The 25,341-nt window shown below is 46.8% G+C and carries 21 protein-coding genes; 6 read left to right on the plus strand and 15 right to left on the minus strand.

Annotated elements, in window-relative coordinates; genetic code table 11:
- Positions 1–225 precede the first annotated feature (225 nt).
- The 3 genes from QF041_RS17795 to QF041_RS17805 form a co-directional block, all read right to left on the minus strand.
- Positions 226–1,524: an ABC transporter substrate-binding protein gene (locus QF041_RS17795; protein ID WP_307415162.1), complete on the minus strand. Its 1,299-nt coding sequence runs from the start codon at positions 1,522–1,524 to the stop codon at positions 226–228.
- 610 nt (positions 1,525–2,134) lie between these two features.
- Positions 2,135–2,971: a carbohydrate ABC transporter permease gene (locus tag QF041_RS17800; RefSeq protein ID WP_307415163.1), complete on the minus strand. Its 837-nt coding sequence runs from the start codon at positions 2,969–2,971 to the stop codon at positions 2,135–2,137.
- Positions 2,971–3,852, minus strand: coding sequence for a carbohydrate ABC transporter permease (locus tag QF041_RS17805; protein WP_017690864.1), 882 nt, complete (start codon positions 3,850–3,852; stop codon positions 2,971–2,973). The genes QF041_RS17800 and QF041_RS17805 overlap by 1 nt, the downstream gene beginning before the upstream one ends.
- A 143-nt stretch (positions 3,853–3,995) precedes the next feature.
- Between QF041_RS17805 and QF041_RS17810 the strand changes: the two genes are divergently transcribed.
- Complete coding sequence (locus QF041_RS17810) at positions 3,996–5,825, plus strand: cache domain-containing sensor histidine kinase (protein ID WP_307415165.1); 1,830 nt, start codon at positions 3,996–3,998, stop codon at positions 5,823–5,825.
- Between the two features lie 5 nt (positions 5,826–5,830).
- Positions 5,831–7,459 (plus strand): response regulator transcription factor, encoded by a 1,629-nt coding sequence (locus tag QF041_RS17815; RefSeq protein ID WP_307415166.1) that lies wholly within the window; start codon positions 5,831–5,833, stop codon positions 7,457–7,459.
- Positions 7,460–7,819: 360 nt separating this feature from the next.
- On the opposite strand, the gene QF041_RS17820 is transcribed toward QF041_RS17815, so the two are convergent.
- Entirely contained in the window at positions 7,820–8,785 is a 966-nt protein-coding gene (locus tag QF041_RS17820; RefSeq protein ID WP_307415167.1) for an arsenic resistance protein, read from the minus strand.
- 225 nt (positions 8,786–9,010) lie between these two features.
- Between QF041_RS17820 and QF041_RS17825 the strand changes: the two genes are divergently transcribed.
- On the plus strand, positions 9,011–9,769 hold the full coding sequence (locus QF041_RS17825) for a tryptophan-rich sensory protein (protein ID WP_017690869.1): 759 nt from the start codon (positions 9,011–9,013) through the stop codon (positions 9,767–9,769).
- Positions 9,770–9,886: 117 nt separating this feature from the next.
- On the opposite strand, the gene QF041_RS17830 is transcribed toward QF041_RS17825, so the two are convergent.
- The 4 genes from QF041_RS17830 to QF041_RS17845 form a co-directional block, all read right to left on the minus strand.
- Positions 9,887–10,261, minus strand: a complete 375-nt coding sequence (locus tag QF041_RS17830; protein ID WP_307415168.1) for a RidA family protein — start codon at positions 10,259–10,261, stop codon at positions 9,887–9,889.
- A gap of 147 nt (positions 10,262–10,408) precedes the next feature.
- Positions 10,409–11,089, minus strand: coding sequence for an oxidoreductase (locus tag QF041_RS17835; protein ID WP_307415169.1), 681 nt, complete (start codon positions 11,087–11,089; stop codon positions 10,409–10,411).
- A 130-nt stretch (positions 11,090–11,219) separates the two neighbouring features.
- Positions 11,220–12,377, minus strand: coding sequence for an MFS transporter (locus QF041_RS17840; protein ID WP_307415170.1), 1,158 nt, complete (start codon positions 12,375–12,377; stop codon positions 11,220–11,222).
- A gap of 208 nt (positions 12,378–12,585) precedes the next feature.
- Positions 12,586–14,001 carry a sensor histidine kinase gene (locus QF041_RS17845; protein WP_307415171.1) on the minus strand — a complete coding sequence of 472 codons (1,416 nt, stop codon included), beginning with the start codon at positions 13,999–14,001 and terminating at the stop codon, positions 12,586–12,588.
- Positions 14,002–14,241: 240 nt separating this feature from the next.
- On the opposite strand from QF041_RS17845, the gene QF041_RS17850 reads away from it, so the two are divergent.
- Positions 14,242–14,895: a phosphatase PAP2 family protein gene (locus QF041_RS17850; protein ID WP_307415172.1), complete on the plus strand. Its 654-nt coding sequence runs from the start codon at positions 14,242–14,244 to the stop codon at positions 14,893–14,895.
- Between the two features lie 4 nt (positions 14,896–14,899).
- On the opposite strand, the gene QF041_RS17855 is transcribed toward QF041_RS17850, so the two are convergent.
- The 6 genes from QF041_RS17855 to QF041_RS17880 all read right to left on the minus strand — a co-directional run bounded on the left by QF041_RS17855 (position 14,900) and on the right by QF041_RS17880 (position 20,098).
- On the minus strand, positions 14,900–16,411 hold the full coding sequence (locus QF041_RS17855) for an HD domain-containing phosphohydrolase (protein ID WP_307415173.1): 1,512 nt from the start codon (positions 16,409–16,411) through the stop codon (positions 14,900–14,902).
- A gap of 191 nt (positions 16,412–16,602) precedes the next feature.
- On the minus strand, positions 16,603–17,586 hold the full coding sequence (locus QF041_RS17860) for an anti-sigma factor (RefSeq protein ID WP_307415174.1): 984 nt from the start codon (positions 17,584–17,586) through the stop codon (positions 16,603–16,605).
- Positions 17,583–18,179 carry an RNA polymerase sigma factor gene (locus QF041_RS17865; protein ID WP_307415175.1) on the minus strand — a complete coding sequence of 199 codons (597 nt, stop codon included), beginning with the start codon at positions 18,177–18,179 and terminating at the stop codon, positions 17,583–17,585. Before QF041_RS17865 ends, QF041_RS17860 begins: the two co-directional genes overlap by 4 nt.
- 1,088 nt (positions 18,180–19,267) lie before the next feature.
- Positions 19,268–19,579: a hypothetical protein gene (locus tag QF041_RS17870; RefSeq protein WP_307415176.1), complete on the minus strand. Its 312-nt coding sequence runs from the start codon at positions 19,577–19,579 to the stop codon at positions 19,268–19,270.
- A gap of 263 nt (positions 19,580–19,842) precedes the next feature.
- The gene (locus QF041_RS17875) at positions 19,843–19,950 is read right to left on the minus strand and encodes a YjcZ family sporulation protein (RefSeq protein ID WP_221825910.1); all 108 of its coding nucleotides are present in this window, start codon (positions 19,948–19,950) and stop codon (positions 19,843–19,845) included.
- A gap of 43 nt (positions 19,951–19,993) precedes the next feature.
- Positions 19,994–20,098 (minus strand): hypothetical protein, encoded by a 105-nt coding sequence (locus QF041_RS17880; protein WP_017690880.1) that lies wholly within the window; start codon positions 20,096–20,098, stop codon positions 19,994–19,996.
- 442 nt (positions 20,099–20,540) lie between these two features.
- On the opposite strand from QF041_RS17880, the gene QF041_RS17885 reads away from it, so the two are divergent.
- Complete coding sequence (locus QF041_RS17885; protein ID WP_307415177.1) at positions 20,541–21,665, plus strand: PsbP-related protein; 1,125 nt, start codon at positions 20,541–20,543, stop codon at positions 21,663–21,665.
- Between the two features lie 187 nt (positions 21,666–21,852).
- On the opposite strand, the gene QF041_RS17890 is transcribed toward QF041_RS17885, so the two are convergent.
- Complete coding sequence (locus QF041_RS17890; protein ID WP_017690882.1) at positions 21,853–22,179, minus strand: MTH1187 family thiamine-binding protein; 327 nt, start codon at positions 22,177–22,179, stop codon at positions 21,853–21,855.
- 773 nt (positions 22,180–22,952) lie between these two features.
- Between QF041_RS17890 and QF041_RS17895 the strand changes: the two genes are divergently transcribed.
- The gene (locus QF041_RS17895) at positions 22,953–25,271 is read left to right on the plus strand and encodes a ribonucleoside-diphosphate reductase subunit alpha (protein ID WP_047840293.1); all 2,319 of its coding nucleotides are present in this window, start codon (positions 22,953–22,955) and stop codon (positions 25,269–25,271) included.
- Positions 25,272–25,341: the final 70 nt, after the last annotated feature.

Consider the following 25,341-nt stretch of genomic DNA (forward strand, 5'->3'; position numbering starts at 1 on the left):
AAATACGTCATGAGATCCTTAAACTACTTTTCGGTTATCCACATTTCAGGGATATTACCATCTATCATTTTTCCAGCGAATACTTTTTGGCTCCTCGGAAAAACAAAAACAGGCCAACCTGAATGGTTGGCCCGTTTCAATTAACTTATATCCGATAGACTAACTTTTCTATCCAAAAATTTTGAACAGTTTTCGGTAACCTGTGGATACCGTCCATGATCCAGATTATTTTTTCAGACTATCCCAGTTCTGTTGCAATGCTTCGAGCAATCCGGCTTTATCCGATTTGCCTGCAACGTAAGCCTGAATCGTGCTGCCATACTCTTGTGGAACCCCTTCAGGGAAACGGTTGAAGTTCCAGCTGAGTGTTTTATTTTCCTGGCTATACTTCATGATCTCTGTGGCGAGGTCACCCAGATCCTCTTCCGATGCCGTGATGGAACTGAACGCCGGAATGAATTTGAATTCTTTCGTCATGTATTGTTTCCCGATATCCGAAGTTACGAGCCATTCCAAAAACTCTTTTGCTTCCGGTTTCACTTGGGAATTCTTGTTCACAACCCAATAGTTCGGCACGCCGACAAACAATTTGTCATTGGGTTCATTGTTAATTGGCATTGGGAGGATACCCAGATTCAGATCTGGATCGATTCCATCGATCTGTACTTGAGTCCAGTTTCCTTGTTGCATCATCGCCGCTTCTCCACTCGCAAACAACGTAACTTGCGTATTGTAGTCGGTTGTCAGCGGGTTTTTGTTGCTGTATTTCAGCGTTAAGTCGAGCAAGTTGATCCAGTCGGCGAACACTTGGTTGCCAGGAATCTTCTCCGTACTTTCGTTGAGTCCTTGGATGAATTTCACCGGATCTGCCTGATTTGCAAATGCGACGTTTACGTTATGATTGCCCAGCACCCACCACTCTTGATATCCATTAGAGAATGGGGTAATGCCTGCGGCTTGAAGTTTCTGTGCAGCTTGATCCAATTGTTCCAGTGTCGTTGGAATTTCGGTAATACCTGCTTTTTGGAAGAGGTCTTTGTTATAAATGAAACCATAACCCTCCAGCGCGAGCGGCTGTCCGTAGAGTTTGCCGTCTTTGGTCATTGGCTCTTTGGCTACTTCGAGTGCATCCTTCGCCCATGCTTCTCCAGACAGATCTTCCAGATATTCAAGCCATGTATCCAGCTCACGATAACCACCTACGTTGAAAATGTCCGGTTGTTCGCCAGCGGCAAACTTGGCTTTTAATGCAGCACCGTAGTCACTGCCGCCACCTACAGTCTGAATGTCCAGTTTGACGCCTGGATGGGAGGATTCATATTCCGCTTTGAGACGATTGAGCGCTTCCGCAATTTCGACTTTGAATTGGAAGATTTTAATGGTTTTATCTCCAGCAGCAGCCTCACCACCACCTTGTGCATCCGTGTTGACCGGACTGCCACTCTTGTCTCCATTGCCACAACCCGCGAGCATTACCGAAAAAGCAATCAGCATAAGCAACGTCAACTTGGTCATTCTTTTCATACATACACTCTCCCTATATTAGTTTCATTATAACAGTTTGTGTGTGGCGAGAACCTTCCCTTTGAAGCGTGTTTTCATTCTAACGAACCGAGCGCACGTTATTCGCTCCTATTTGCACAGGTTCCCATACTAACGAATCACAGCGACATTATTTCGTCGATTTGGTCGAATTTTAAGGCTCTGACGCCGTTTTGTACCCGAATAACGTTGCTGAGATTCGTTACAATTTGTATTCCTTGATTATCCACCTATTAAGATGCGGTGGATTCGTTAGCGCTTTGAAAAAGGAGCATACCATCACTTCACTCTGCAGAAGAAGTTCCTGGCTATACAAGCGTCTTTCTTGGTCATTTCTCTTTATCGATGCTTTCTCTTCCCTAGGAGTCATGCCCAAGCTATGCGGGCATGACTCCCTTTGCCCACCTCCATGCGAGGTGGGAGCAAAGGGATCAGGATGTGATGTAGGAGCGGAGCGATCGCCTTTGATACTCGGTGGCTTCCTTGCCCCAATCCATTCAGGCCACCGAGGAGCAACAGCGACCGAAAGCGCAACTTGATCCCGCAGCGACCCTGCCTCGCACTCTCCCACAGCGACCCTTCCCTCGCACCCTCACCCTTTAACTGATCCAGCGGTAATCCCCTGAATGATATACTTCTGCATCAGCAGGAAGAAGATAATGATCGGCATGATGCCGAGCACAAGTGCTGGCAAGGCCAGATCCCATTGCTTCGTATATTGTCCGAAGAGTGCAAAGGTCGCAATCGGGATTGTACGCAGGTTGGAGCTTTGCAGGATCAGGGATGGTAGCAGATAATCATTCCAGATCCAGAGTGTGTTCAGAATAATGACGGTTACATACATCGGTTTCATGAGTGGAAATACAATCCGGAAGAACACTCCATAGACCGAGCTTCCGTCCACCCGGGCTGCCTCCTCAATCTCCAGTGGGACGGATTTCACGAATCCGTGGAACAGAAAGACTGACATCGGTGCCCCGAAACCGAGATAACAGATGATGAGTCCGCCAAGGCTATCGATCAGGCCCAGATTACTGGTTACAGTAACGAGTGGAATCATGATAGACTGGAACGGAATCACCATGGCGGCAATGAACATGCCGAACAAAATCCGGTTGAACCGGGTATCGCTGCGAACCATTCGGTACGCGGCCATGGAACTGATCAGCACAAGCAACAGATTGCTGACTACCGTAACGATAAGCGAGTTCATCAGCGCCGACGGGAAGTTAATTTTCTCCCAGGCGTTCGCATAATTGCCCCACTGGAACACTTCCGGCCATGCAGCCGAATTGGTGAGCAGATCACCGAAGGTTTTGACCGAATTCACAAACAGGAAGTAAAACGGAACCAGGAATAAAAGTCCAATGAGTACCATGACAATCTCGGTTACAATGGTACTGAAGCGGTAATTTTTCGTCGTCTCCATTAGGCTTCTACCTCCTTGCTCTTCGTCAGACGTACCTGAATCATGGTGATAATGGCAACGATTACGAAGAACACGAGCGCTTTGGCGGTTCCGATGCCATATCTGTTATTCACAAAAGCTTCATTGTAAATATTGAGTGCAACCGACTCTGTTGACCCGAATGGTCCACCTTTGGTCAGTGACAGATTGAGATCGAACATTTTGAACGACCAGGAGATCGCCAGGAACAGACAGATCGTTACACCCGGCATAATGAGCGGAAGAATGATGCTCCGCAGTACCTGCCAGCGACTTGCGCCATCAATCTCGGCAGCTTCCAGCAGATCAGGGGATACATTTGTCAGAGATGAGATGTAGATGACCATCAGATATCCTGCAGTCTGCCATACAAACACAATCACGATTCCCCAGAAGGCGGTTGGTTCGTCTCCCAGCCAAGGAAGGTTGAAGAAGGACCAGCCTGTTACATCGCCTACTGCTGAAAACCCTTTCACAAATATGAACTGCCAGATAAAGCCGAGCAACAACCCACCGATCACGTTAGGCATAAAAAAGATCGTACGCAGAATGTTTCTCGTCTTGAGCGGTTTGGTCAGGAAATACGCCAGGAAAAAGCCAATCACATTGGTCAGCACCACACCAACCACGGTGAAGCGCACCGTAAACCAAAACGCCGTTTGGAACTTGGGATCATTCACAAAAACATGCACGAAGTTGTCGAACCCTACCCAATTAATGTTCTCGGATACCCCGTTCCAGTCCGTGAAGGAATACACCATGCCAAGCAGGAAAGGGACCACGATGATGAGAATAAAAAACACGATGGAGGGACCCACGAACACAAGCTGCTGTAACAGCTGTGAAGATTTGCGATGCTTCATATCGTTCTCCCCTTCTATAGATGGATGAAATTGGTCTCTTTTTCTATTAAACCCCATTATCGCCGAGGGAAACACCGACCCTTGTGAACAGTTGGGGGTAAAATATTGTCCTTTCTTAACCTGCAACCAGAAGGGGTGTTCCGATGTCCAAATACTACAGTATACGCACCAAATTGATTGCCTTTATGCTCATTGCTACCACACTTCCACTGCTCGCATCGATCAGCATGACATTTATCCAGACCAAGACAGCCCTGCGGGAACAGGCTGTTGAAGAGAACAAACGCCTGATCTACCAAGCGTCTACCAATCTCAACAACTATGTGGATAACGTGGCCAGAGCGTCGCTCGCTGTGTATAACGACCCGAACTTTCTGCGTAACTTGGCAAAAATTCCTGGTGATTATCGTGCGGTTGCCGAGGTGTACACCACTTTGCAGACGATACGCGCGGCTGTGCCGGATGTATTCCAGCTGTATTTGCACTCTTTTGCCGCCAATCAATCCACCTTAATTACCAATCCCTTTCCGAAGCGGGAGGAACGCAAACAGGCCTATTCCGGCTCCCTTCATGGAAAAACAGGCGGTGACAGCCCGGATATCTGGGTGGAATCGGCCCATATGAGTCACACGTACGGATTCAAGGCTGCCTCCCCCGATGACCCTGCCAGAACGGTCATTACCCTGCATCGGGTGATCAAGGATATTCCGTCCACCGAGCGTCTGGGTGTACTCGCCATTGATCTGAATATGAATACCATTGCAGCAATCTGTGGCAGGCTGTATGATCCGGCTAAGGAACAGATCTATGTGGTGGATGGTCAGAATCAGATCATTTACCAAGGGCGTTCCGAGGTCAATCATACGGATGCACTGCGAGAGGAAACGGCTAGTGAACTGAATATCGCACGATCTGGCGAAGGTACAGCCCAGAATGTCGCAGGACATTTTGAACAGGATCGATCCATGTATGTATACCAACAACTCGGCAGCACATACGCCGATTGGACCATCGTCAAACAGATTCCGAATGAGACGTTATACGCCAGGGCGACCACACTCACGTGGAATAACGCAATGATTGCCATTGCAGCACTTGTATTAGTCATTATTGCAACCTTGTTTATCTCCATCCGAATCACAGGTCCGCTCAAGCAACTCATGCGGTATATGAACCAGATTCAAGCCGGGCGTCTGCATGTGGATATCCATCTATCCAGCCGAGATGAATTCGGGGTGCTCGCTCGTCATTTCCGGGATATGATGGATACGGTAAATAATCTTATTTTGCGGGAATATCGACTCGAGATCGCCAATAAGACAAATCAGCTCAAAGCGTTGCAAGCGCAGATTCATCCGCATTTTCTATATAACACACTGCAATCGATCGGTACACTTGCCCTTCAACAGCAGGGACAACGGGCGTATATACTACTCTCTAGCCTGTCCAAAATGCTGCGCTACAGCATGCGGGATCAGACCTGCGTGACCTTACGCGAAGAGGCGGAGCATGCCCGATTATATCTGGAACTGCAGCAGGAGCGGTTTGGTGACCGCCTTGAGGTGGATTTGGATTTTGCCGAAGATACCCTGTCTGTCGAAATGCCAAGAATGACGTTACAACCTTTAATTGAGAACTATTTCAAACATGGAGCGGATATTCAGCCTGGCAAAGGTCACATATCCCTATCCAGCCGCCGGATCAATGATCATTGGATTGAAATAGAACTGAATAATAACGGCCCCTCCATACCTGAAGATAAATTACTGGAGATCCGCGGATGGCTACATCAAAGTCATACAACAACCGGGTTATCCACACAAGAATCCGACGAGTCTGAATCCATCGGTCTACGAAATGTAATACGCCGACTTCAATTGAACTCACATCCCGGTCACTCAGCCAGGCTTGAGATCAACAATCGGGAACCCAATGGTGTGAAGATCACGGTTAAACTATACGCGGGAGAGTGAACAACATGAAGGCACTGCTTGTAGATGATGAAAAACATGTCCGCGATGCCATAAGGTTGCTTGGTCATTGGGAAGAGTTTGGCATTGATACATTACTTGAAGCAGCAGACGGGGATGAAGCCATCGCCGCCATCACGGCACATCAACCTCAAATCATACTCAGTGACATGCGTATGCCGGGCAAGGACGGTATGGCATTACTTGAATGGATATCGGCTCATACCCCGCACAGCAAGGTACTGGTTATCAGCGGATATGATGATTTTGAACTCGTGAGGCATGCAATCAGACATGGTGGCATGGACTACCTCCTGAAACCTGTGGAAGCAGATGAGCTGAATGCATCTCTATTAAAGGCCGTTACAGCTTGGGAAGAGGAAGACGCCATTCGGATACAATCCACCAGGCAATCCATTGTCGTTAATCGAATGCGCCCCCACTACCAGGATCGTCTGCTCACCGAACTTGCCGTCGGAAGAGGCAGCAGCCAATCACACATGCAGCGATTACAGGATGAGTTAAATCTCCCCCGTCTAATCTCTGTCTGTAGTGTCGCTGTCACCAGCCTGTCCCATCTGGATGCAGATTGTCTGGCAAAATACCGCAGTCAACCCGACCTGCTTGTGTTCTCGGTACTCAATATCTGTGCCGAGATGTTATCCACACCAGACGAAGGCGTAATGTTTCGCCAGTTGGATCAACCAGACGAGATTGTTCTGCTGCATTGGGGTCCATCCACTTCATTGGAACATATTCTGGACAAGGTCAATCATGGATTGGAGCAGACGATTCAGCGCCGGCTTCATTTTGGCATCTCCACCTGTGAGTCCTACCCTGGCGGAATCTCGGCGGCCTATCTGGAAGCAAGTTCAAGGTTGTGGCGACGTAATGCTGTGCAAATTAAACAGCGAATCCATGCCTCCGTGGAATCATCAAATGGGAATAAAATCAGGCGTTTGACCGCCCATGAAGAACCCCTGCGTATGGCAGCCATGAGTTGCCGAGCTTCCAGTGTAGCTACTGCGGTCGCCGAGTGGATTGACCCGATTACTGATCTTGAGGTTGTCAGTGCTGAGCAGATCCAGCAATGGATCGAGGAGCTGGAATGGATGCTGAGCCGCTGGCTTGATGATACGGCAGGTTCGTCATTCAAAGAGGAAGAAGTGACGGAGGAACAGTCTATTCCCTTTGCCGAGTTACCTTTGGACGCTGAAGGACTGTTATCCTTCCCCCTGCTTCGTTCATTATTGGAACAACGACTGCTTGCTGCAGGAAAGGCGCTCACCGCTCATCACCACGCCAATCCTGATCCCATGAGTGAGATTGCACGTTATATGGACGCCCATTATCAGGAAGACCTGTCCTTACAGCAGATTGCCGCGCGTTTCTATCTGAGCCGGGAGTATATCTCCCGTAAATTCAAACAGCAATTTGGTCTGAATTGGTCTGAATATCTGGGCAAACTGCGGATCAACAACGCCAAGCTGTTACTACAAAATCCTTCCCTGCGTGTCGCCAAAATCTCGGAGATGGTTGGATTTCAGGATGAAAAGTATTTCAGCAAAGTGTTTAAAAAGATGGAGGGCATCACGCCAGCGGAATATCGTAAAACATTATTGGAGGCTGGTACGTAACGAGTACCTGATCCGAATTAAAAAGAGTACTCCCGGCATGGCCCATCGGAAGTACTCTTTTAATTTTACTTTTACAAAAAATAGCATAGATCATGACGACTTGTTGGCTCTTTCTTTTCTCAGATAGGATACGATCCGAGAGATTGTACCTATTAAAATTACAGCCATAAATCCATAAGCCATATTATTTCCTGTCTTATGAGCTACTATGGGGAAATAGATGAAGCTGAACAGTAATAGGACAATATCCAGGTAGAACATAATCTTCCGATAAATAGGGATTCCCACCTCCCCCTTTTATTTACCAAAAATGGTTTTATTAATTGTAATATATCATAACATAGATACACCCTAGTACGCTTACCGATCCCGCAAAATCACCGCAGGTACAAGTCGAATGTAGATTAGCTCCCCTGCAAGTTCCACCATCGTCTGTGTAACGATGACTGCCGCAGCTATAGTTGCCCATTCTGGCGGCAGTGCGAGGGCCAGCGGTAGAACAACCAGCGAATTCCGTGTGGCTGAACTGAAAATCAACGCCCGCCCTGCACCTGGACTCAATCGAAACCCATTAGCAATGATCCGAGATATCCAAGGCATAATGATCAGAAAAGCAACGTAGATTGGGATCACGTTCACGATAATCGCCATATCATTGTAGACTTTGCCAATCTGGGAAGCGACAACCACGATTAGCGCTAGTGCCATCATCGGAACCGGGAGCCATGCCGTCATATTCATGACCCGCTCCCCGCTCACTTTACCTCTGGAGAAAACTTGTGTAACAACAGCGAGCAGCAGTGGAATAACGATCAGGAACAGAAAAGCCTCTACAAACGGCCCTACCTGCATGATCTGTGCCACCTCGGTACCCATCAATAGCCATAAATAAAACGGCAACAAGATCATTTGTATAACAAATAAAAGAGGTGTTGCGGCCAGCATCAGTTTCTCATTGCCCCTGCCGAGTTGTGCGAACACAATGACGTAATCAATACAGGGCGTTAACAGTACCAGATAGACTCCGATCAGAACGCCTGGTGATTGCGGAAAGACAAGTGTAAGCAACCATACAACTACAGGTACTACGATAAAATTAGCCACCAGTAGCGCCCCCATAAATCGAAGGTTGGACCAGGATTCTTTTAACTGTAAAAAGGGAATCTGTACAAACATGCTGTATAACAGAACGGCAAGAACCGGGGACACGGTGTAGTGTAAAACATTCCCCCATACCGGATTACTCAGCCCTATCGATGCTCCTAAAAACAATGCAACTACATAGAACCAGGTTTGCTGTTGCTCCATCGTTTCTTTTGTGAGCATTCTCTTCCTCCTCTTCCAGTGGGACATCGTGGGCATGGACATATTTCTGTTTGGTTTCGCGTACATTGGGACAGAGTACCGTTCCAACGTAGCCGCAGAGCACAAGAATCTGCAAGATCAACTTGTGAATTTTTTGCGGCTGTTATTAGAATGTGCAAGAACTGGGTATATTCATTGTAGACTGACCCGTGGTTCATTCATTCGTTAAACCAAGGAGGAAACACAATGTCACGTAACAATCCGTACAAGTGGTTAAACGCCATTGGTTTTATCGCTGTAATTATCGTGAACTACCTCTCCAACGCTCTGCCGATCGGGGGCAAGACCAATAAAGAAGTATCGGATATGTATCCTGTGCTGCTCACACCTTCTGGCTATGCCTTCTCTATATGGGGTTTGATCTACTTGCTGCTGGCAGGGTTTGTGATCTATCAGTTCGTGCCTGCTTCCTGGAAAAGGGACTCGATTACCCGTCTCGGGTATTGGTTCCTGGCAAGCTGTGCCTTTAACGTAGCCTGGATTTTTGCTTTTCAAAACTTGCAGACCGGTCTCGCTTTACTGATCATTGTACTGCTTCTGTTGTGCCTGATCATGCTGTATGTAAAAACACGTACCATTACTGTTCCAACCACTGCTGAGATCTGGCTTGTGAAGCTGCCATTCAGCATCTATCTTGGATGGATTAGCGTGGCAACGATTGTCAATGCAGCTGTATTGTTATATAAAATTGGCTGGGATGGTTTTGGTATCAGCGAACCAACCTGGACGATCATTATGCTGATTGTCGGTATGGTGCTGGCTGTACTCGTTAGCTTCCGTTATCGCGATAGCATATACCCACTTGTATTCACATGGGCATATATCGCCATTGCACTTAAACAAAAGGATGTCACTTCCGTATATTATACGGCAATCATCATTGCGATCGTACTGGCCATCTACGCGGTATGGCTGTTCTTCGCCCGTAATCAGGATCGCGATTGAGTAGTTTCCATGATATATAACGCTTAAATATAACGAAAAAACATAAGCAAAAAGCCGATTCTGGTCATTCGACCTGAAATCGGCTTTTTATGTATACCGCAGCGAATGAAGGTTGTCCTATTTCAGGGCAATAACTTCAATCTCCACCAATGCATCTTTTGGCAAACGAGCAACTTCCACTGCACTGCGTGCAGGATACGGCTGTTCAAAGAACGTGCTATACACTTCATTCACAGGAACGAAGTCATTCATGTCCTTCAGGAACACCGTCGTTTTCACAATTTTATCCATACTTGTACCTGCTGCTTCAAGGATAGCCTTCACATTGCTCAAAGACAGACGTGTCTGCTCCTGTACATCTGCGCCGAACTCTCCCGTTTGAGGATTCAGACCAAGCTGTCCGGAAGTGTAGATGAAATCACCTGCATCAACGGCTTGACTGTATGGACCAATGGCGCCTGGCGCTTGATCGGTAGAGATTGTTTTTTTCATGGACGAGTTCTCCTTTGTGTTCGTTATCCTGCTGCGCATGGAGTCAGGGTTCGAACTCATTTTTGTTGCCTATTATACCACGATCTACCTCAGGCGAGAAACGCTCCTGCCTATACACATGGAGCAAACAGCTCGTTCAAAGGTTTCTTAGCCCCCGTCCACACCAAGGACATGAATGACTTCATTCGCATACACATGGTTTCCCTTGGCTTGCACCAGCGCAATATTTGTCATGGCCTGTGCAATGGTTGCGGCGTGGACCGCCCGGTATTTGTCCGCTCTGCCTTTCATCCAGCGATCCAGAAACTTCATGGCATAGGCAGCCATCTGCTCACCGAACCGCTTCTCGTTTCGATCTCCCAGAATTAAGGAAGGACGGAAGATATGCAATGACGGAAAACCGATATCGGACAATGCATCCTCCATTTCCCCTTTGGTCCGACTGTAAAAGACCCGGGAACCTGCACTTGCTCCCATGGAGGAGATCACCAGCATCTGTGATACACCATGTTGCTTCGCAATAGTAGCTGCACGAACCGGGTAATGATAATCCACCTGACGGAAATTGTCCTGACTGCCTGCTTTTTTGATCGTTGTCCCCAAACAACAGTACAGGTCATCGATTCCGTCGAATAAGTGGTCTTGGCTCTCCAGCTGTCCCCAGTCCACCACATGCTGTTCCAGTTTGGTATGTTGCAGCTCAAGCGGACGTCTAACCAGAACGCGAACCAGGCTGTATGCCGGGTGCTCCAGCAGATGATGAACCAGTAATTCACCTACAAGCCCCGTGGCTCCAATCACCATGGCTTTCCGTTCGAGACGATTCAATTACATCCCTCCACTTCGCCAACTTTTTTTGAAGTCATACCAGATATATATGATCAACCTAATCATTTACAAGGTTGTTCTGTCATCGAAGTGCCAGTGTAAATATTCATTAGTTGAAATTATATCGTTTCTATTTTAACAGTACACGACGTCCAAGGGTAAATGTCAGAATCAGCATCACGACACCAACCCCCACCTGAAATCCATAGGCTGAGATCCAGGCCAGCGCATCGGACCAGGTTTCCATCTTTTCATACAACCAGCCACCCAACAACGGCCCGAGAAACGAAGTTACTCCGGTCAGAGCCGAATACACCGCGACAAACATCGGTCTTTCACTTTTGGGTGTGTCTCCAATCGTAAAGTTAAATGCCAGCTGGTTAAATCCGCCTACACCGATCCCAAGGAAGATATGAGATAGAAATAGTGCGATCAATACGGGCATGAACGACATTAAACCCCACGACAAACAGGAGAGTGCAATGACTGGCAACGTCCAAAACAACAGGGTTTTGTTACTGAATCTGGCATTCAGATTGCCCCAGACATAGAACCCGGCCATCATGACCAGCGTCTGGACTACCGTGATCAGGGATACCGTCTGATAATTGATGTTCAATAAATCGAGCATAACATAGGAATAGAGCGGAACAATCAAGGTCTGGATCAATAACCAGACAGCCAGGAAAAGCGTTGCTTTCAGGAAAGAACGATCCTGGAACGGCTTGATAAACATGCGCCAGAAAACCTTTTCGGTAGAACGTTCAAAGGCCACGTCCGGATAGAAGAAATAGATGACTGTATTGGCAATGGCACATATCCACACCGGAATAAACAGGATCAGAAAGCCCATTTCTCCAGGGTAACGGTCCAAAACAATACCACCTGCGAATAAGCATACGCTTCCAAGAGCATTCAGAATCGTATTTCGAATTCCAAAATAACGCCCTCTCACCTTGGCAGGTACGATATCGCCAATTAGTGAAGTCCAGATCATACCGCCGATGGTATTTGATATAAAAGCAACCGTGTATACGCCAATATATACGCTTACCCACCACTCTTTGGGGAATATAAACGGAATCAGTCCCGTTGCACTCCACAAGATACGATGAGTGCCCACGAACAGCAGAAGCATGCGTTTACGGCTGCGAATACGCTGCATCCAGTAAGCTGCTCCGATCTGGGCAATGTTTACAAACGTCGTAATCGCGAGCACAAAGCCGATATGTCTCGACCCGGCCCCAAGGTACAGCAGAAATCCGGTTAAAAACGGGCCTCCCAGCAAGGTCTGTAAAATAATTGCCGGTACACCCTCCCATGTTGCAATCGATAAATTCGTGCGTTGTGTCGAACCCTTGCGCCGTGGTTTGCTTGCTAACGGGGGAGGGTTAACGTTGACCGTCTTCTGTATGGGGATACACTCCTTAGACCGGGTCTCAAAAGCCGGTCGATGCTAGTTGTCATCCCAAATTCTACTCACGGCGCGAAGGTTGTCAACTCATTTTTTCACGGTCCAACGGAAGATAGAGATGGAAGGTGCTTCCTTTACCTTCAGTGCTCTCCAGTTCAATCGATCCCCCCAGTAATCTCGCTAAATCCCGACTGATTGACAGGCCAAGTCCGGTACCGCCAAATTTTCGACTAATCGACCCGTCCGCCTGCTGAAATGCTTCAAATATGGAATGATGCTTGTCCTCAGAAATGCCAATGCCTGTGTCCTGAACAGAGAAAATAAGCCATCTATTCTGAATACCTGCATTCTTAATCTGCTTGGTGCTTACGGTCAGCGTGACCTTCCCCCGGTGAGTGAACTTGATGGCGTTGGACATCAGATTCCGCAAAATCTGTTGAACCCGCTGGGGATCAGACCAGAGCGTCTCGGGCAGTCCCTGTTTTTTGTCCAGAACCAACTGAATTCCCTTTTTCTCAGCACCGAGCTGAAAGTGGCTCATGGCATCTTCTGTAAGTTGTGCGACACTGATATCCTCCAGTACAATATCCAGCCGCCCCGCTTCTACTTTGGAGAGATCCAGAATATCGTTAATGAGCGTGAGCAGTTCCTGCCCGGAGTGGTCGATCATATTGGCAAAACGTACAACATCCTCCTGATCCATCGTGTCGGCATTCTCGCTGATCATCTGGGCAAAGTTAATGACACTATTAAGCGGTGTACGCAGTTCATGGGACATATTGGCGAGAAATTCGGATTTGTACTGTGAGGCAATCATCAATTGTTTCGCTCGATCCTCCAGTACAATCTGGGCTTTCTGTAACTCTTCCTTTTGCACAGACAATAGCCGGTTTGTACTCTGGATCAGCAAAATACGATTCTGTTCATTCTGAAAATCACGTAAAATAAATGCAAAAATAAGGCTCAGCAAAATGCCTGTAGGGAGTGTATAAGGCATAATATGTGAAAAGAAGTATGTAGCCGGGATCACACCAACGATAGCAATGTTTACACTATTGACCACATTGACGATAACTGTAACAAGGATTCCTTTAATAATCAGCCTGTAGTTGCTGCGTCTCATCCATATATTCAGACCTGCACATATCACGCCCAAAATAGACATGTTAAGTACTGCCGCCAATGTAGCATCCGTGATGCCAAAAGTCAGCCTCGACAGCCCAATTCCAATACCCACGATGATTACGCTATAGGGTTGTCTATACGTTAGAACGGCAACAATTAAAGGAACATAACGAAGGTCAAAGACCACTTCATCGGTGAGTTGAAACCCAAAAACCGTACTGATCCAACCTGCAAAAATAAGGACAAGCACGGAACTGATCTGCTTCACTCGGGAAGAGGTACGTATTACGACATATTTATAGAACACACTAGCAAGATATGCAATGGTAATAAGCATCCCCATATTCAATACGAACATTTTTGAAAATTGCATTCACTCACTCCTGTTGTACCGACTTTACTGGCCAAATTGCCTTCGTCCGTATGTGTCTCTATCATATCATGCCCATTGAAACTTCCGCATTCCTTCTTCGTCAAAAAAATACACAAAAATACACAAATCAGGATTCAATTTGTGCGCTGGTCGTAGTAGAATATATTGTTGTTTAAATTTGAATTAGTTATTTGCTGGGGTCATGCTCCTAGGGAGCATGAATGAAAGGAGTAAGGTGTTGTGCAATTGTTAAAAAGCAAATCCTATTGGCTGTCATTGAGTTTGATGCTGTCTTTGGCCGTCATGGGGCTGTTCTATGATATTCTTAATAGTCCAGAACGCGGGTTCGTAGTGCTTGATTCGCCGCTCGACCGGATCATTGCCTACGTGCCTGGCATGTCCATTCCATATTTGGGCTGGTACCCGTTTGTATTCGGTGTGCTCGCTTACCTGTGTGCCAAGGATCGCCTGACGTATTACCGTGTCTTGTTATCCATGAATATCTGTGTCTGGATATGTTATCTGATCTACTTCAACTTTCAGACCATGGTACCGCGCCCGGAACTGACGGGTACAGGCCTGGGAGCATCTGTTCTCGGATGGCTCTATAGCCAGGATCGTCCTTATAATTGTTTTCCAAGTATTCATTCTCTTCACTCTTATCTGGTTATGCGTGCTGTTCTCTCGGTTCCAAGCATCCGCAAACCCATCAAGATTTTGGTGGCCGCCGGGGCAGCAACCATTATAGTATCCACGCTAATGATCAAACAACATGTGATCTATGACGCCTTGGGTGCAGTCATACTCGGCGAATGTGTTCTCACCATCATAACAGGCCTCGCTCTTCACCGGAGACGCAGAAAAGAATCGAAGTGGACAGAGGGGATCAGCTGATCCCTCACTTCGATGGTTTCTGAAGATGCTGTTGTCGTCTCCATTCATCAATAAACAAACCTGCAAAATAGGGGTCCCATTGGGTCCCTTTTCCTTCTTCCAAAATCGTTAGCGCTTTCTCGTGACTCATTCCATTCCGATATGGTCGATCAGACGTCATGGCATCAAAGGCATCCGCTACCGCAATGATGCGGCCAAAAAGGGGAATATCATCACCAGCCATCCCATCCGGGTATCCTTTGCCATCATATCTCTCATGGTGAGATCGTACACCTGGCAGAAAGTCGGCCATGGCATCAATAGGCTCTATTTGCAACAAAATACTCTCTCCCTGCACGGGATGTGTACGAATAATCGCAAATTCCTCATCGCTTAGTTTTCCATCCTTCAGCAGTACCTCATCAGGTATGCCGATTTTCCCGATATCATGAAGCAGGGCTGATTTGTACAATAAATCCGCCTGTTCCTCATTCATTCCGCTCAACTTGCCAATCATCAGCGAATACTCTGCCACACGCATGGAATGCCCTGCCGTGTACTTATCTCGGGCGTCTAAAGCAGCAGCCAGTGTAGAAAAATAACTTTGCAAAAGCTGTCGATTACGTTCCTGTCTCATCTCAAGTCGATTAATCATCATATTGAAACCGGAGATTAGTGCAGAAAATTCATCCGCATACAGATCCGGAGCTCTTCTGCCAAGATCTCCCTCCTGAATTCGGTTCATCTCATGCGTCAGCTCGGCAACCGGATCACGAACATCACGAATCAACAGCCAGCTTCCCACCAGCGCAAACCCCGCGCCCAGAACAACGATGAGAATTCCCCACAGTATGTACTCTTTCGCAAATTCACTGTCCATATACTGAAGTCTGATATATGTAGCCAGGAAAAATAGAAATAGAGGAAATAAGCCAATCAGTGCCGTACTTAGCTGAAATTTACGCTGGATCGATACCAGAATGCGCCCTCCCAGCGAAGGTTCCATCCCGTATTGGACTTTGCCTCGATGTCGAATCTCAAGTAACAGGGGTCTAATCGCCCGCACCGTTAGGTAATACTCAATCAGCGCATGCATGATGGCAATCAGAAAGGCACACGCAGCGGCCACGACAGTATAGAAGTAAGGAAATTCAAGCCACCCTGTGGATATCATCCATATTGTTAATCCGGCTGCCGGAAGTGAGAAGCCAAGCATGTGCGGACCCATGATCCGATATATGGTCTGTCCCGGGAAACGATGAATTTTCTCATACATGTGGTTCAATTCGTCTCTCTCATGATGCTCGGAAGTGAAAAATTGTCTTATGGGGCCAAGCTGTACCCACAGCGTAATTAATTCTGCAACCAGCATGAACAAGATTGAAATCAGTACAATGAAGATGAGTCGAACAAATTGAATATTGGGTATTTGCAGAGTAGATACCATAACTACTGTACCGACAACAAAAACAGCTGCCAGTGAACCGATCAGATAATTGCGTATCAGGCGAAAGATAAATGAACGGTATGCTTCCAACTGAACCCCTCACTCTCTATGTGCAACCAGTTCTCCCTTGAGACACAGGGAGATTAAGGGTATTGCCTTCTATTTGTTTATCGGTTGCTCCGACTAAAAAAATTAATAAAATCCAATGGGTGGGCACCAGAACTGGGAAACACAAAAAGGCTGCTCCACGACGGAGCAGCCTTTGGTGATATATCCTATATTTATCCTTTAATCTTGGCAGCCAGAATCATTGTACCGCGCGGCTCATCTCCCATTGCATCCGGTTCAAGCGTGATGGCAACCGTATCATAGTCGTTGGCCGAATCCAATGTGTAATATACCGCTCCCGTTCCGTCACGACTAAGGAAAGTACCCGCATTCTGAGGGGTATCTCCTTTGATCAACCAGACCTGAAAAGCCTCGTTGCCTTCCAGGTTCGGCAGGTTCTCAGCTTGCACAACCAGGTGAGTGCCTTTGCTGTCAATAACGATGGTTGCGAGACCCTGAGCTACAATGTCCTGCGTTGCAGGATTCAGCTTCACTGCCTCGCCAGTCTGCATGCCCTGTGCGGGCTTCAGAGCTGATGCCAGCTGCTCCTGCAGCTGCGCATTCTGCGCCTGTGCCTGCACCAGCTGCTCTTGCGCAGCCGACGAGCCCGCCGCTTGCTGCGTCAGCGAGTCGATCCGGCTTTGCAGCTGCGCCGTGTACACGCCCAGCAACAGTGCCGCGGCCGCAAGGCCGGCACTGGCTATGCGCCAGGCGCTGCTGCTGCGCGCACGCGCGCGCGCTTGTGGCTGCCATGGCTGTGCCTGGGCAGCCTCTTCCACCCGGGCCGCAGGCACCGCCGTTACCGGCGGCAAGCCTGGCCCGGGCTGCGCCGCACGTTTGTGCTGCGGCGCAAGATCCTCCTGAAGCACCACGGGTGCTTCAGGCTCTGCAGGAGCAGCGGCTGGCTTCGCCTCGGCGCTCTCCTGCACGTGTCCGAGCACGTTGCCCAGCACACGTGCTCGCATGCCTGGCGGCGGCGCTACAGGTTCCGCCGCAAGTGGCAGGAAGCCAGTCACTTCCTGCAACTCCCTTACCTCCTGGCGGCAAGGTTCGCAAGTTGCCATATGCGCTTCAAACGCAGCCACTTCCTCTGCTTCCAGTCCGCCCAGCACATACATCGGTGCCAGATCAGACCACTCCTCATGTCGTTCTATCATGGATGTATGCCCTCCCTTCCCGCGTCCGGATGCAATTCAGCATCGGCCAGCAACTTTTGGAGCTGTCGCATGGCAAGCCTGACACGGCTCTTTACTGTACCCAGCGGAATCCCGAATCGGCTGGATACTTCCTGCTGGGTTAATCCCGCATAATAAATCGATTCTATAACTTGTTGCTGATCACCGTTCAATTGGGACAACGCCTCTTTAATCCGGGTACCTTCCCATTTACGCTGCACTTCTTCTTCCGTGTTTGTATCTTCATCGGCATAAGCCGCCAGTTTCTCGTGTTCAACTGAAGTAGTCGCTGCCCCTTTTGATTTCCGCCTCAGCATGTCCACTGCAATGTTACGCGTAATCGCAAACATCCATGTGGTCAGCTTTCCCTGTGAGGCATCGTAACGTTCAGCATTATTCCAGACCCGCATAAAAAGTTCCTGAACGGTCTCTTCTGCCGTCATGGGATCACCAACGATCCGGTAGGCAAAAGAATACACCGCTCGCTCATAACGGTCATATAAAAGCTCCAGTGCGGAGGCATCACGTTCCGCGATCTGCCGCATTAACCTGCTGTCCTCCATCGATTCAGTCATGCGAGGGCCCCTTTCTGTTTCTTCCCTCTTATTATAACCTACGCAGAATCTTTTGAAGAGGATTACCCCTATGAAGAAATAGTCTGAAAAAATTTCTGTATCTTTTCAAACTAACCTTTCACTTTCTAACATAAAAACAGTCCGAAAACATGTTGCTCTGGTCGCGCTTTCCTTTTTATTGCAGTTAATTACAACCTGTGGTATACTATAAGAGTTGTATTAAACAACCTCATATGATTTCTGTCTTCTTTAAACCCCGGAATATTTTCTTCATGCTGCGACCGCAGCGAACTTTAAGCACAATTAACCTATGAAGATTGAAGAACCTGAATCACAATAACCCGGTAGTACAGAGTTTCACAAGATGTTCCCATTCACACTGGCGCGGTCATCGGAGCCGCAAGGACAAAAGAGAGGTAGGGCTTTTGTTGTTTTGGATATCACTTATTCTTGAGAAGATTGAAAACATACACAAAGCACCCGGAATTGGGTTCCGGGTGTTTATCCATGTCTACATATCCAATTTAGCAACATCTACAAAACCATCGGCCTCCACAATTGAGAAAAATCTTCCTTCCACTTATCAGACTAACCAGATAAATTCGGCTCTGCTTTTAAAACTTTTCCGTTCTCCCACTTCCTTACTTCTCCAATTGTGCAAATAACCCCGGCCTCTAAAGCAAATGTTTACGCTCACCAGACGCTAACGAATCCTGCACACCTTATATTAAGGATTTCTGTGCTATGTAAAATCTAACGAATCTCAGCCACGTTAATCCATGTCACTTTATGAATATAGGCTCCAATCATGCCCAGATTCAGATAATAAGACGTCCACGATTCGTTAAACTTGTGAAATGGCAAAAATTCATGGAATAGAGGCTGTGGAGTTCGTTAAAGAAAGTAATCCCAACGCTCCTTCACTTAATTCTAATAAAAAAAGGGACACCGCAGGATGAAATCCTACGCTGTCCCTTTCTGAATCATAGGTACGTTATGCCCCAACATGGAACTCAAACTCGGAGTTTATTTAGAGCACCTACTGTAACGATCCACGATCAGCAAAGTCTCCTTGCACTCACAAATACTTAGATAAACATCGTTTTGGAGATGATAACCAGCAAGATGAACAGTACGAGGATCGTACCCATGGAACCCCAGCTTCCGCCGCCATGACCATAGGATACTCCACAACCCTGGTGATAACCATGCATCATTGGAGCTTGATTTGGCTGGTGTCCGTATCCATAGCCATATCCCATTGGCATTGTTCCACAACCATATCCATACCCATGCATTTCATGACCTGTGTATTGGTATCCTTGCATATGCTCATAACCTCCCGTATGTCCGTATACGTGTCCCTGTCCGTTCGGTGAATTCGGTTTTACTTCGCTCATTGTTCATTCCTCCTTAACATTTGCCTACACCCCTAAGCTATGTATTCAGCCTACCTCTGGACCGGGCTATCGCCCTCATTTTGACAAAATGGGCGTTTAGCCATTAGGTACCTTCCCCATTTTCTAAGCATACGCCATCCTTCCTTTTCTTGAATTCCACCAATTCTTCCGTTCAACCACAAGCTATCTTATCTTCCTGGCTCTCCACCATGCTTGTCCTCTAGAAAAAAAACCCCACCGGTTGCCCGGCAGAGCTCACCATATTATACCCAGAAAGATTTAGTGATGATTACGAGCAGAATGAACAGAACGAGGATTGCTCCAGTCGATGTCCAGCCGCCGTATCCTGCGCCTCCGACTACTTCACTCATACAGAACCCTCCTTTACCAATATATTAGGGTCCAAGCGGTTTATTAGATCAAGAATGCTTTAGAGATGATGACCAACAAAATGAAAAGAACCAGAATCGCGCCAGTCGATGTCCATGCGCCGCCGTATCCACCTACTACTCCACTCATGTAAACCCCTCCTTTGATTTGAGGTACAGTTCACTATATGCACCAATCACACATGGGACCGGGCTCAGGTCGAAAATGGGCTGTTTTTTTCCACCGACTATTCGTTAATTGCACCTACATAAAGGGTTAGTTCTTAAGTCGGCATGTTATGTTCATATATGTTTAATTCATAAATAAATCCCACGGTTATATCAACCAAATGTATGTACTATCGTTCAAAATGGAACCCTTACGGTATATTATTGCTTCTAACTTGTTAAATACAGATAAATTACCTTTTTAGTAATTACGAATACTGAAATCTTTATTTATGTTATTATTTTACTAATAAAGTAGAAAGGAGTTTCTATGCTCACCACCTAAACTAGATTATCCCAAACGAAATGATGACCTTAGAAAAAATCCCAACCGATGGGAAGCACATTAGGAGAAATTAGACATAATGAAGAAACTTATTACGATTTTGGCATTAGCCACATTGCTTAGTGCTTGTGGTAATTCAGAAACAAACACAACAACCAATAGCCAAACGTCCGAAGCATCCAAGGCAACTGAAACTGTCTCAACAGAAGCAAAAGCTACGAAATACACTACATATCGTGGAGAAGGATTTTCTTTTGCATATCCTGAATCCTGGAAAAGCGTAGATACAAGTCAAATGAATGCTCCATCCATTAAAGCTGCTTTTTCAGACCAATCTTCATCAGTCACATTTGCAGATAATATGAATCTGACGATTGAGGCCAGCTCAACCGGTTCAATTAATCCTGAAGAATACGCCAATAATATAGTGGATTATTACACACAAAGCGGTTCAAGCATCGGCATTTCCGATTATAAAAAAACCAGCTACACGAACAAGTCTTATAAAGAATATAGCGCTGGTGTCTTGGAAGGAGCCTATAAGCATTCCTCGGGTACAGATGTTATCCTTGTGCAGTATCTGATTCCGACCAATACAGAACTCTATACCATGACGTTAACCTACGCCAAGGATACTTATAATCAGGATGAGATCAAAGATATCCTTGATTCCCTAAGCATTACTGCTCCTCTGGAGCAAACAGCACCAACTGCAACGACTGGAAATTCATCTGCCACAGCATCAGCTGCCGATTTCTTTAATGAGTTAACTCCGTACATTACAGAAGACACAGCCTTTATGGAGCAGGCATCTTATGATTTCTTTGGTAAACATAACGATGTATTCCCTGCCATTACGGCAGAACTAAGCAAAAAGGTACAGGGGCTCGTTGACTCCAATGTAACGACCCGTCATCTGAATAAAAATGTAGCCAACTATTACAATACTTTCGTACAAGTTAACGGGGAAGTCATTTCCGTTGAAGAAGATAGCTCTCTCGGAGCAACTTTCTCTATCGTTCATGTCATGGATGAGAACGGAAACGATATTATAGCGTTATATCCTGCAATGACCGGAGATTTGCTTGATGGTGATTATGCCACGGTTATCGGTGCGCCAATTACCAACTTCTCTTTTGAAAATGTTGGCGGTGGTTACACCAACGCCACGTTGATTGGAGCCTCATTGGTAGTTGCAGATTAATTAAAATGTTAAATGAGTAGACAAAAAGACCAGCTTAATGAACGTTAAGCTGGTCTTTTTGTGTCTTTCAGTTTATAGATGTCAGAAATTCACGTTAACTACACAGACAGACAGACACAATCTAGCCTTTAATTAATGACTTATAACATACCAAATAACCGTATATACGGATGTTTATACTAAACCATTAATTAGGTCTTGCCTGAAGTGACGTCAGTTTATCCTGAACCGATTGTAACTTCTGTATACTTGAGGCATCCGGTTTATCACGACGGTCGTCAATTTTGACGGATGTGGAAACGCGCTGAGCTCCTGACAAAAACGGCGCTTCATGCAGAGCCGCAATTGCTGTAAAGATCTCGTTAAGCGGTCCCTCAATAATGGTGCTCATGGAAGTTAACTGATATGTAATGCCCCTTTGATGTTCCAATACCTTTTGCATGTCCGCCACATAACTGCTTAGACTGGTTGTACCCGTTCCGATTGGAATTACAGTCACTTCTGCTATTGCCATTTTGCTCCGCCTCCTCTGGGCCCCGTGAACAACCGCTGCCGCTGATTTTAGTCGATTTTTGACTATTTTTATTCTACCAGTTGAATGCGTTACAATTCAAACTGACGTGATGACGTCATTCAAATTGGTCAAAATTTTTTTTTGATAAATCTTCAAATCTTCCAGTCCTTTTCCTTTGCGGATTCCTGGCTTAAATGGTATACTCGGAATTACGTTTTACTGTATCGGCCCACTTTACAAACACAATATGTTGGGTTACAGTATGTTGACAGCTACAAAATGTAGTAACACTAGATTTCTCCGCTTCTATTAGTCACCTTCTGCATTCTCGCGAAAAACAGGATGAAATCACCTCCAAAGGCACGTCCCTGTAGGTGTAAATCGCTTTCTCGAAACAGAGTTGACATGGAGGTTAACGGGGCTGTTTGGACTGCATCCGGTATCCTCAAACTACAGGCATATCTGCAATAGACAAAAGCTTACATAAGCACCCTTTTCTGTCGATATCCAGAACTTCTAAGACAGTAAGGAAGCCAGAGCATCCATGGGCATTTTCAGCCGCGAGGCGGGGAGAATGCTTTTTATATGAGCATGTTCTGCATTGTGCTGTTTTGTGCTCCTCAAGTTGAGCGATTTAAGACATGACTTGTCACCGCCGTTTCAGTCTGCCAAAAGCAACCTTTACCTTTTTCTCACCGTAAGACGACACTCAATTCTTTATATAAAGAATTTCTCCAATTTATCTCTTAAACATGCGAAAGCGAGGAATATTCATGCCACAAGTTGTGACCAAGCCGAACAACCGCCAGCTTGCCTTTGATGATATGCGCATCTCGGTGTATGCCGACCGTACTCTGGAAGGACTGGAAATGCTGGACAAGGAACGTCTGGTACGTGGGGTAAACAGCAAGCTCCGCCGTGATGAAGTTACCGGAGACGAAATCAGCAACGCTTTTATCATGAGCGCACTGGAACTGGTAACCAAAGAGGAGCCTAATTGGAAATTTGCAGCGGCACGCTCCCTGCTCACTTCCCTGTACAAAAAAGCGGCTACCAACCGCAGATACAAGTCTTACCCTGACGAGCCTTATGGCGCATTCCATCCCCTTCTTGTAGATCTCGTCAAGAAAGGCATCTACCGCGAAGAATTGCTGGAATGTTACACCAAAGAACAGATCGACGAACTTGCTGAGTGCATTGACTACCGCAACGATCTGCTCTTCGATTACATCGGCTTGCTCACACTGGCAGAACGTTACCTCGCACACGATTTTGATGGAAAAGTAATGGAACTGCCACAAGAGCGTTATATGGTTATCGCCATGTTCCTAATGCACCAAGAGCCTGCCGAGAAACGTATGGATCTCGTCAAGGAAGCATACTGGGCAATGAGCAACATGTACATGACCGCAGCTACTCCTACGATGTCCAATGCAGGTAAAAAAGTAGCCGGTCAGCTCTCCAGCTGCTTCATTGATACGGTGGACGACTCACTCGAAGGTATCTTCGATTCCAACACGGATGTAGCTCGTCTGAGCAAAATGGGTGGCGGCATCGGCGTTTACCTCGGCAAAGTCAGAGCTCGTGGTTCGGATATCCGTGGTCACCAAAATACAAGTTCCGGTGTAATCCCTTGGATTCGCCAACTGAACAATACAGCGGTCAGCGTAGACCAGCTCGGTACGCGTAAAGGTGCCATTGCCGTGTACCTGGACGTTTTCCACAAAGACATTCTGGCCTTCCTCGATCTGAAGCTGAACAACGGTGACGAGCGTATGCGTGCGCATGACGTATTCCACGGCATCTGTCTGCCTGACTTGTTCATGGAGCGGGTATCCACCCGTGGCGAATGGAGCCTGTTCTGTCCGCACGAAACAAAGAAAGTGATGGGCTGGAAGGACGAGAATGGTCGTGCACTCGGACTGGAAGATTTCTATGATGAGTCCTTTGGCGAAGGTGCGTTCCGTGATAAATACGAAGAAGCGGTGAATCACCCACTGCTGTCCCGGATTACAGTACAGGCGATTGACATCATGAAGCGTGTACTGAAATCCCAACTGGAGACAGGTACGCCATACATGTTCTACCGGGATACGGTTAACCGCTCGAATCCTAACCGTGCACACGGTATGGTATACTCCTCCAACCTGTGTACCGAAATTATGCAGAACCAGTCTGCCACTGTAATTGAAAAGGAAGAACTCGTAACCAAGGATGGACAAACTCGCATCGTGATTTCCAAAGTGCCTGGCGACTTTGTTGTCTGCAACCTGAACTCCATCCATCTGGCACGTGCTATACCTCATAATGTATTGGAGCGTCTCGTTCCAATTCAGGTGCGCATGCTGGACAACGTTATCGACATTAACAACATTGAAGTGTTGCAAGCCCAATATACCAACAGCCAATATCGCGCAGTCGGTCTGGGAACGTTTGGACTTCACCACCTGCTTGCTCTCGAAGGTATTCATTGGGAGTCTGAAGAAGCTGTAACATATAACGATAATCTGTATGAAAAAATCAACTACCTGCTCGTGAAATCCAGTATGGAGCTGTCCAAAGAAAAAGGACATTATCCGAAATTCAAAGGTTCCGATTGGGAAAGTGGTCATTACTTCGACCAACGCGAGTACACATCAGGTGAGCGCGTAGGCGAGTTCGTGACAACCGAACAGTGGAAAGAACTGCAAGCCGAAGTACGACAAAACGGTGTACGTAATGCTTGGTTGTTCGCCATTGCACCTAATGGTTCCACGTCCATTATTGCCGGTTCAACGGCTAGTATTGATCCGCTCTATGAGCTGTTATCTTATGAAGAGAAAACAACTTACAAAATTGCCAATCCGGCTCCGGATCTGTCCGAAAAAACAAGCCCTTATTACCAAACGGCGTTCCAGGTGGATCAACATGCTTCCATTAATATGGCGGCTGCCCGTCAGCGCCACGTCGATCAGGGACAAAGTTTCAACTTCTACGTTCGACCAGATATTAAAGCAACAGAATTCCTGGAATTGCATCTGCACGCCTGGAGAGCCGGCATGAAATCAACTTATTATGTTCGTAGCCGGGCATTAACGATTGAAGAATCTTGATTTTTGCGCAAGTTACGTTTTATCCATGGTAGAGAAGATTTACTAGATTCGAGGTGACCACCAGGGCATC

Origin of the sequence: Paenibacillus sp. W2I17 (assembly GCF_030815985.1) — a bacterium.
GTDB lineage: Bacteria > Bacillota > Bacilli > Paenibacillales > Paenibacillaceae > Paenibacillus.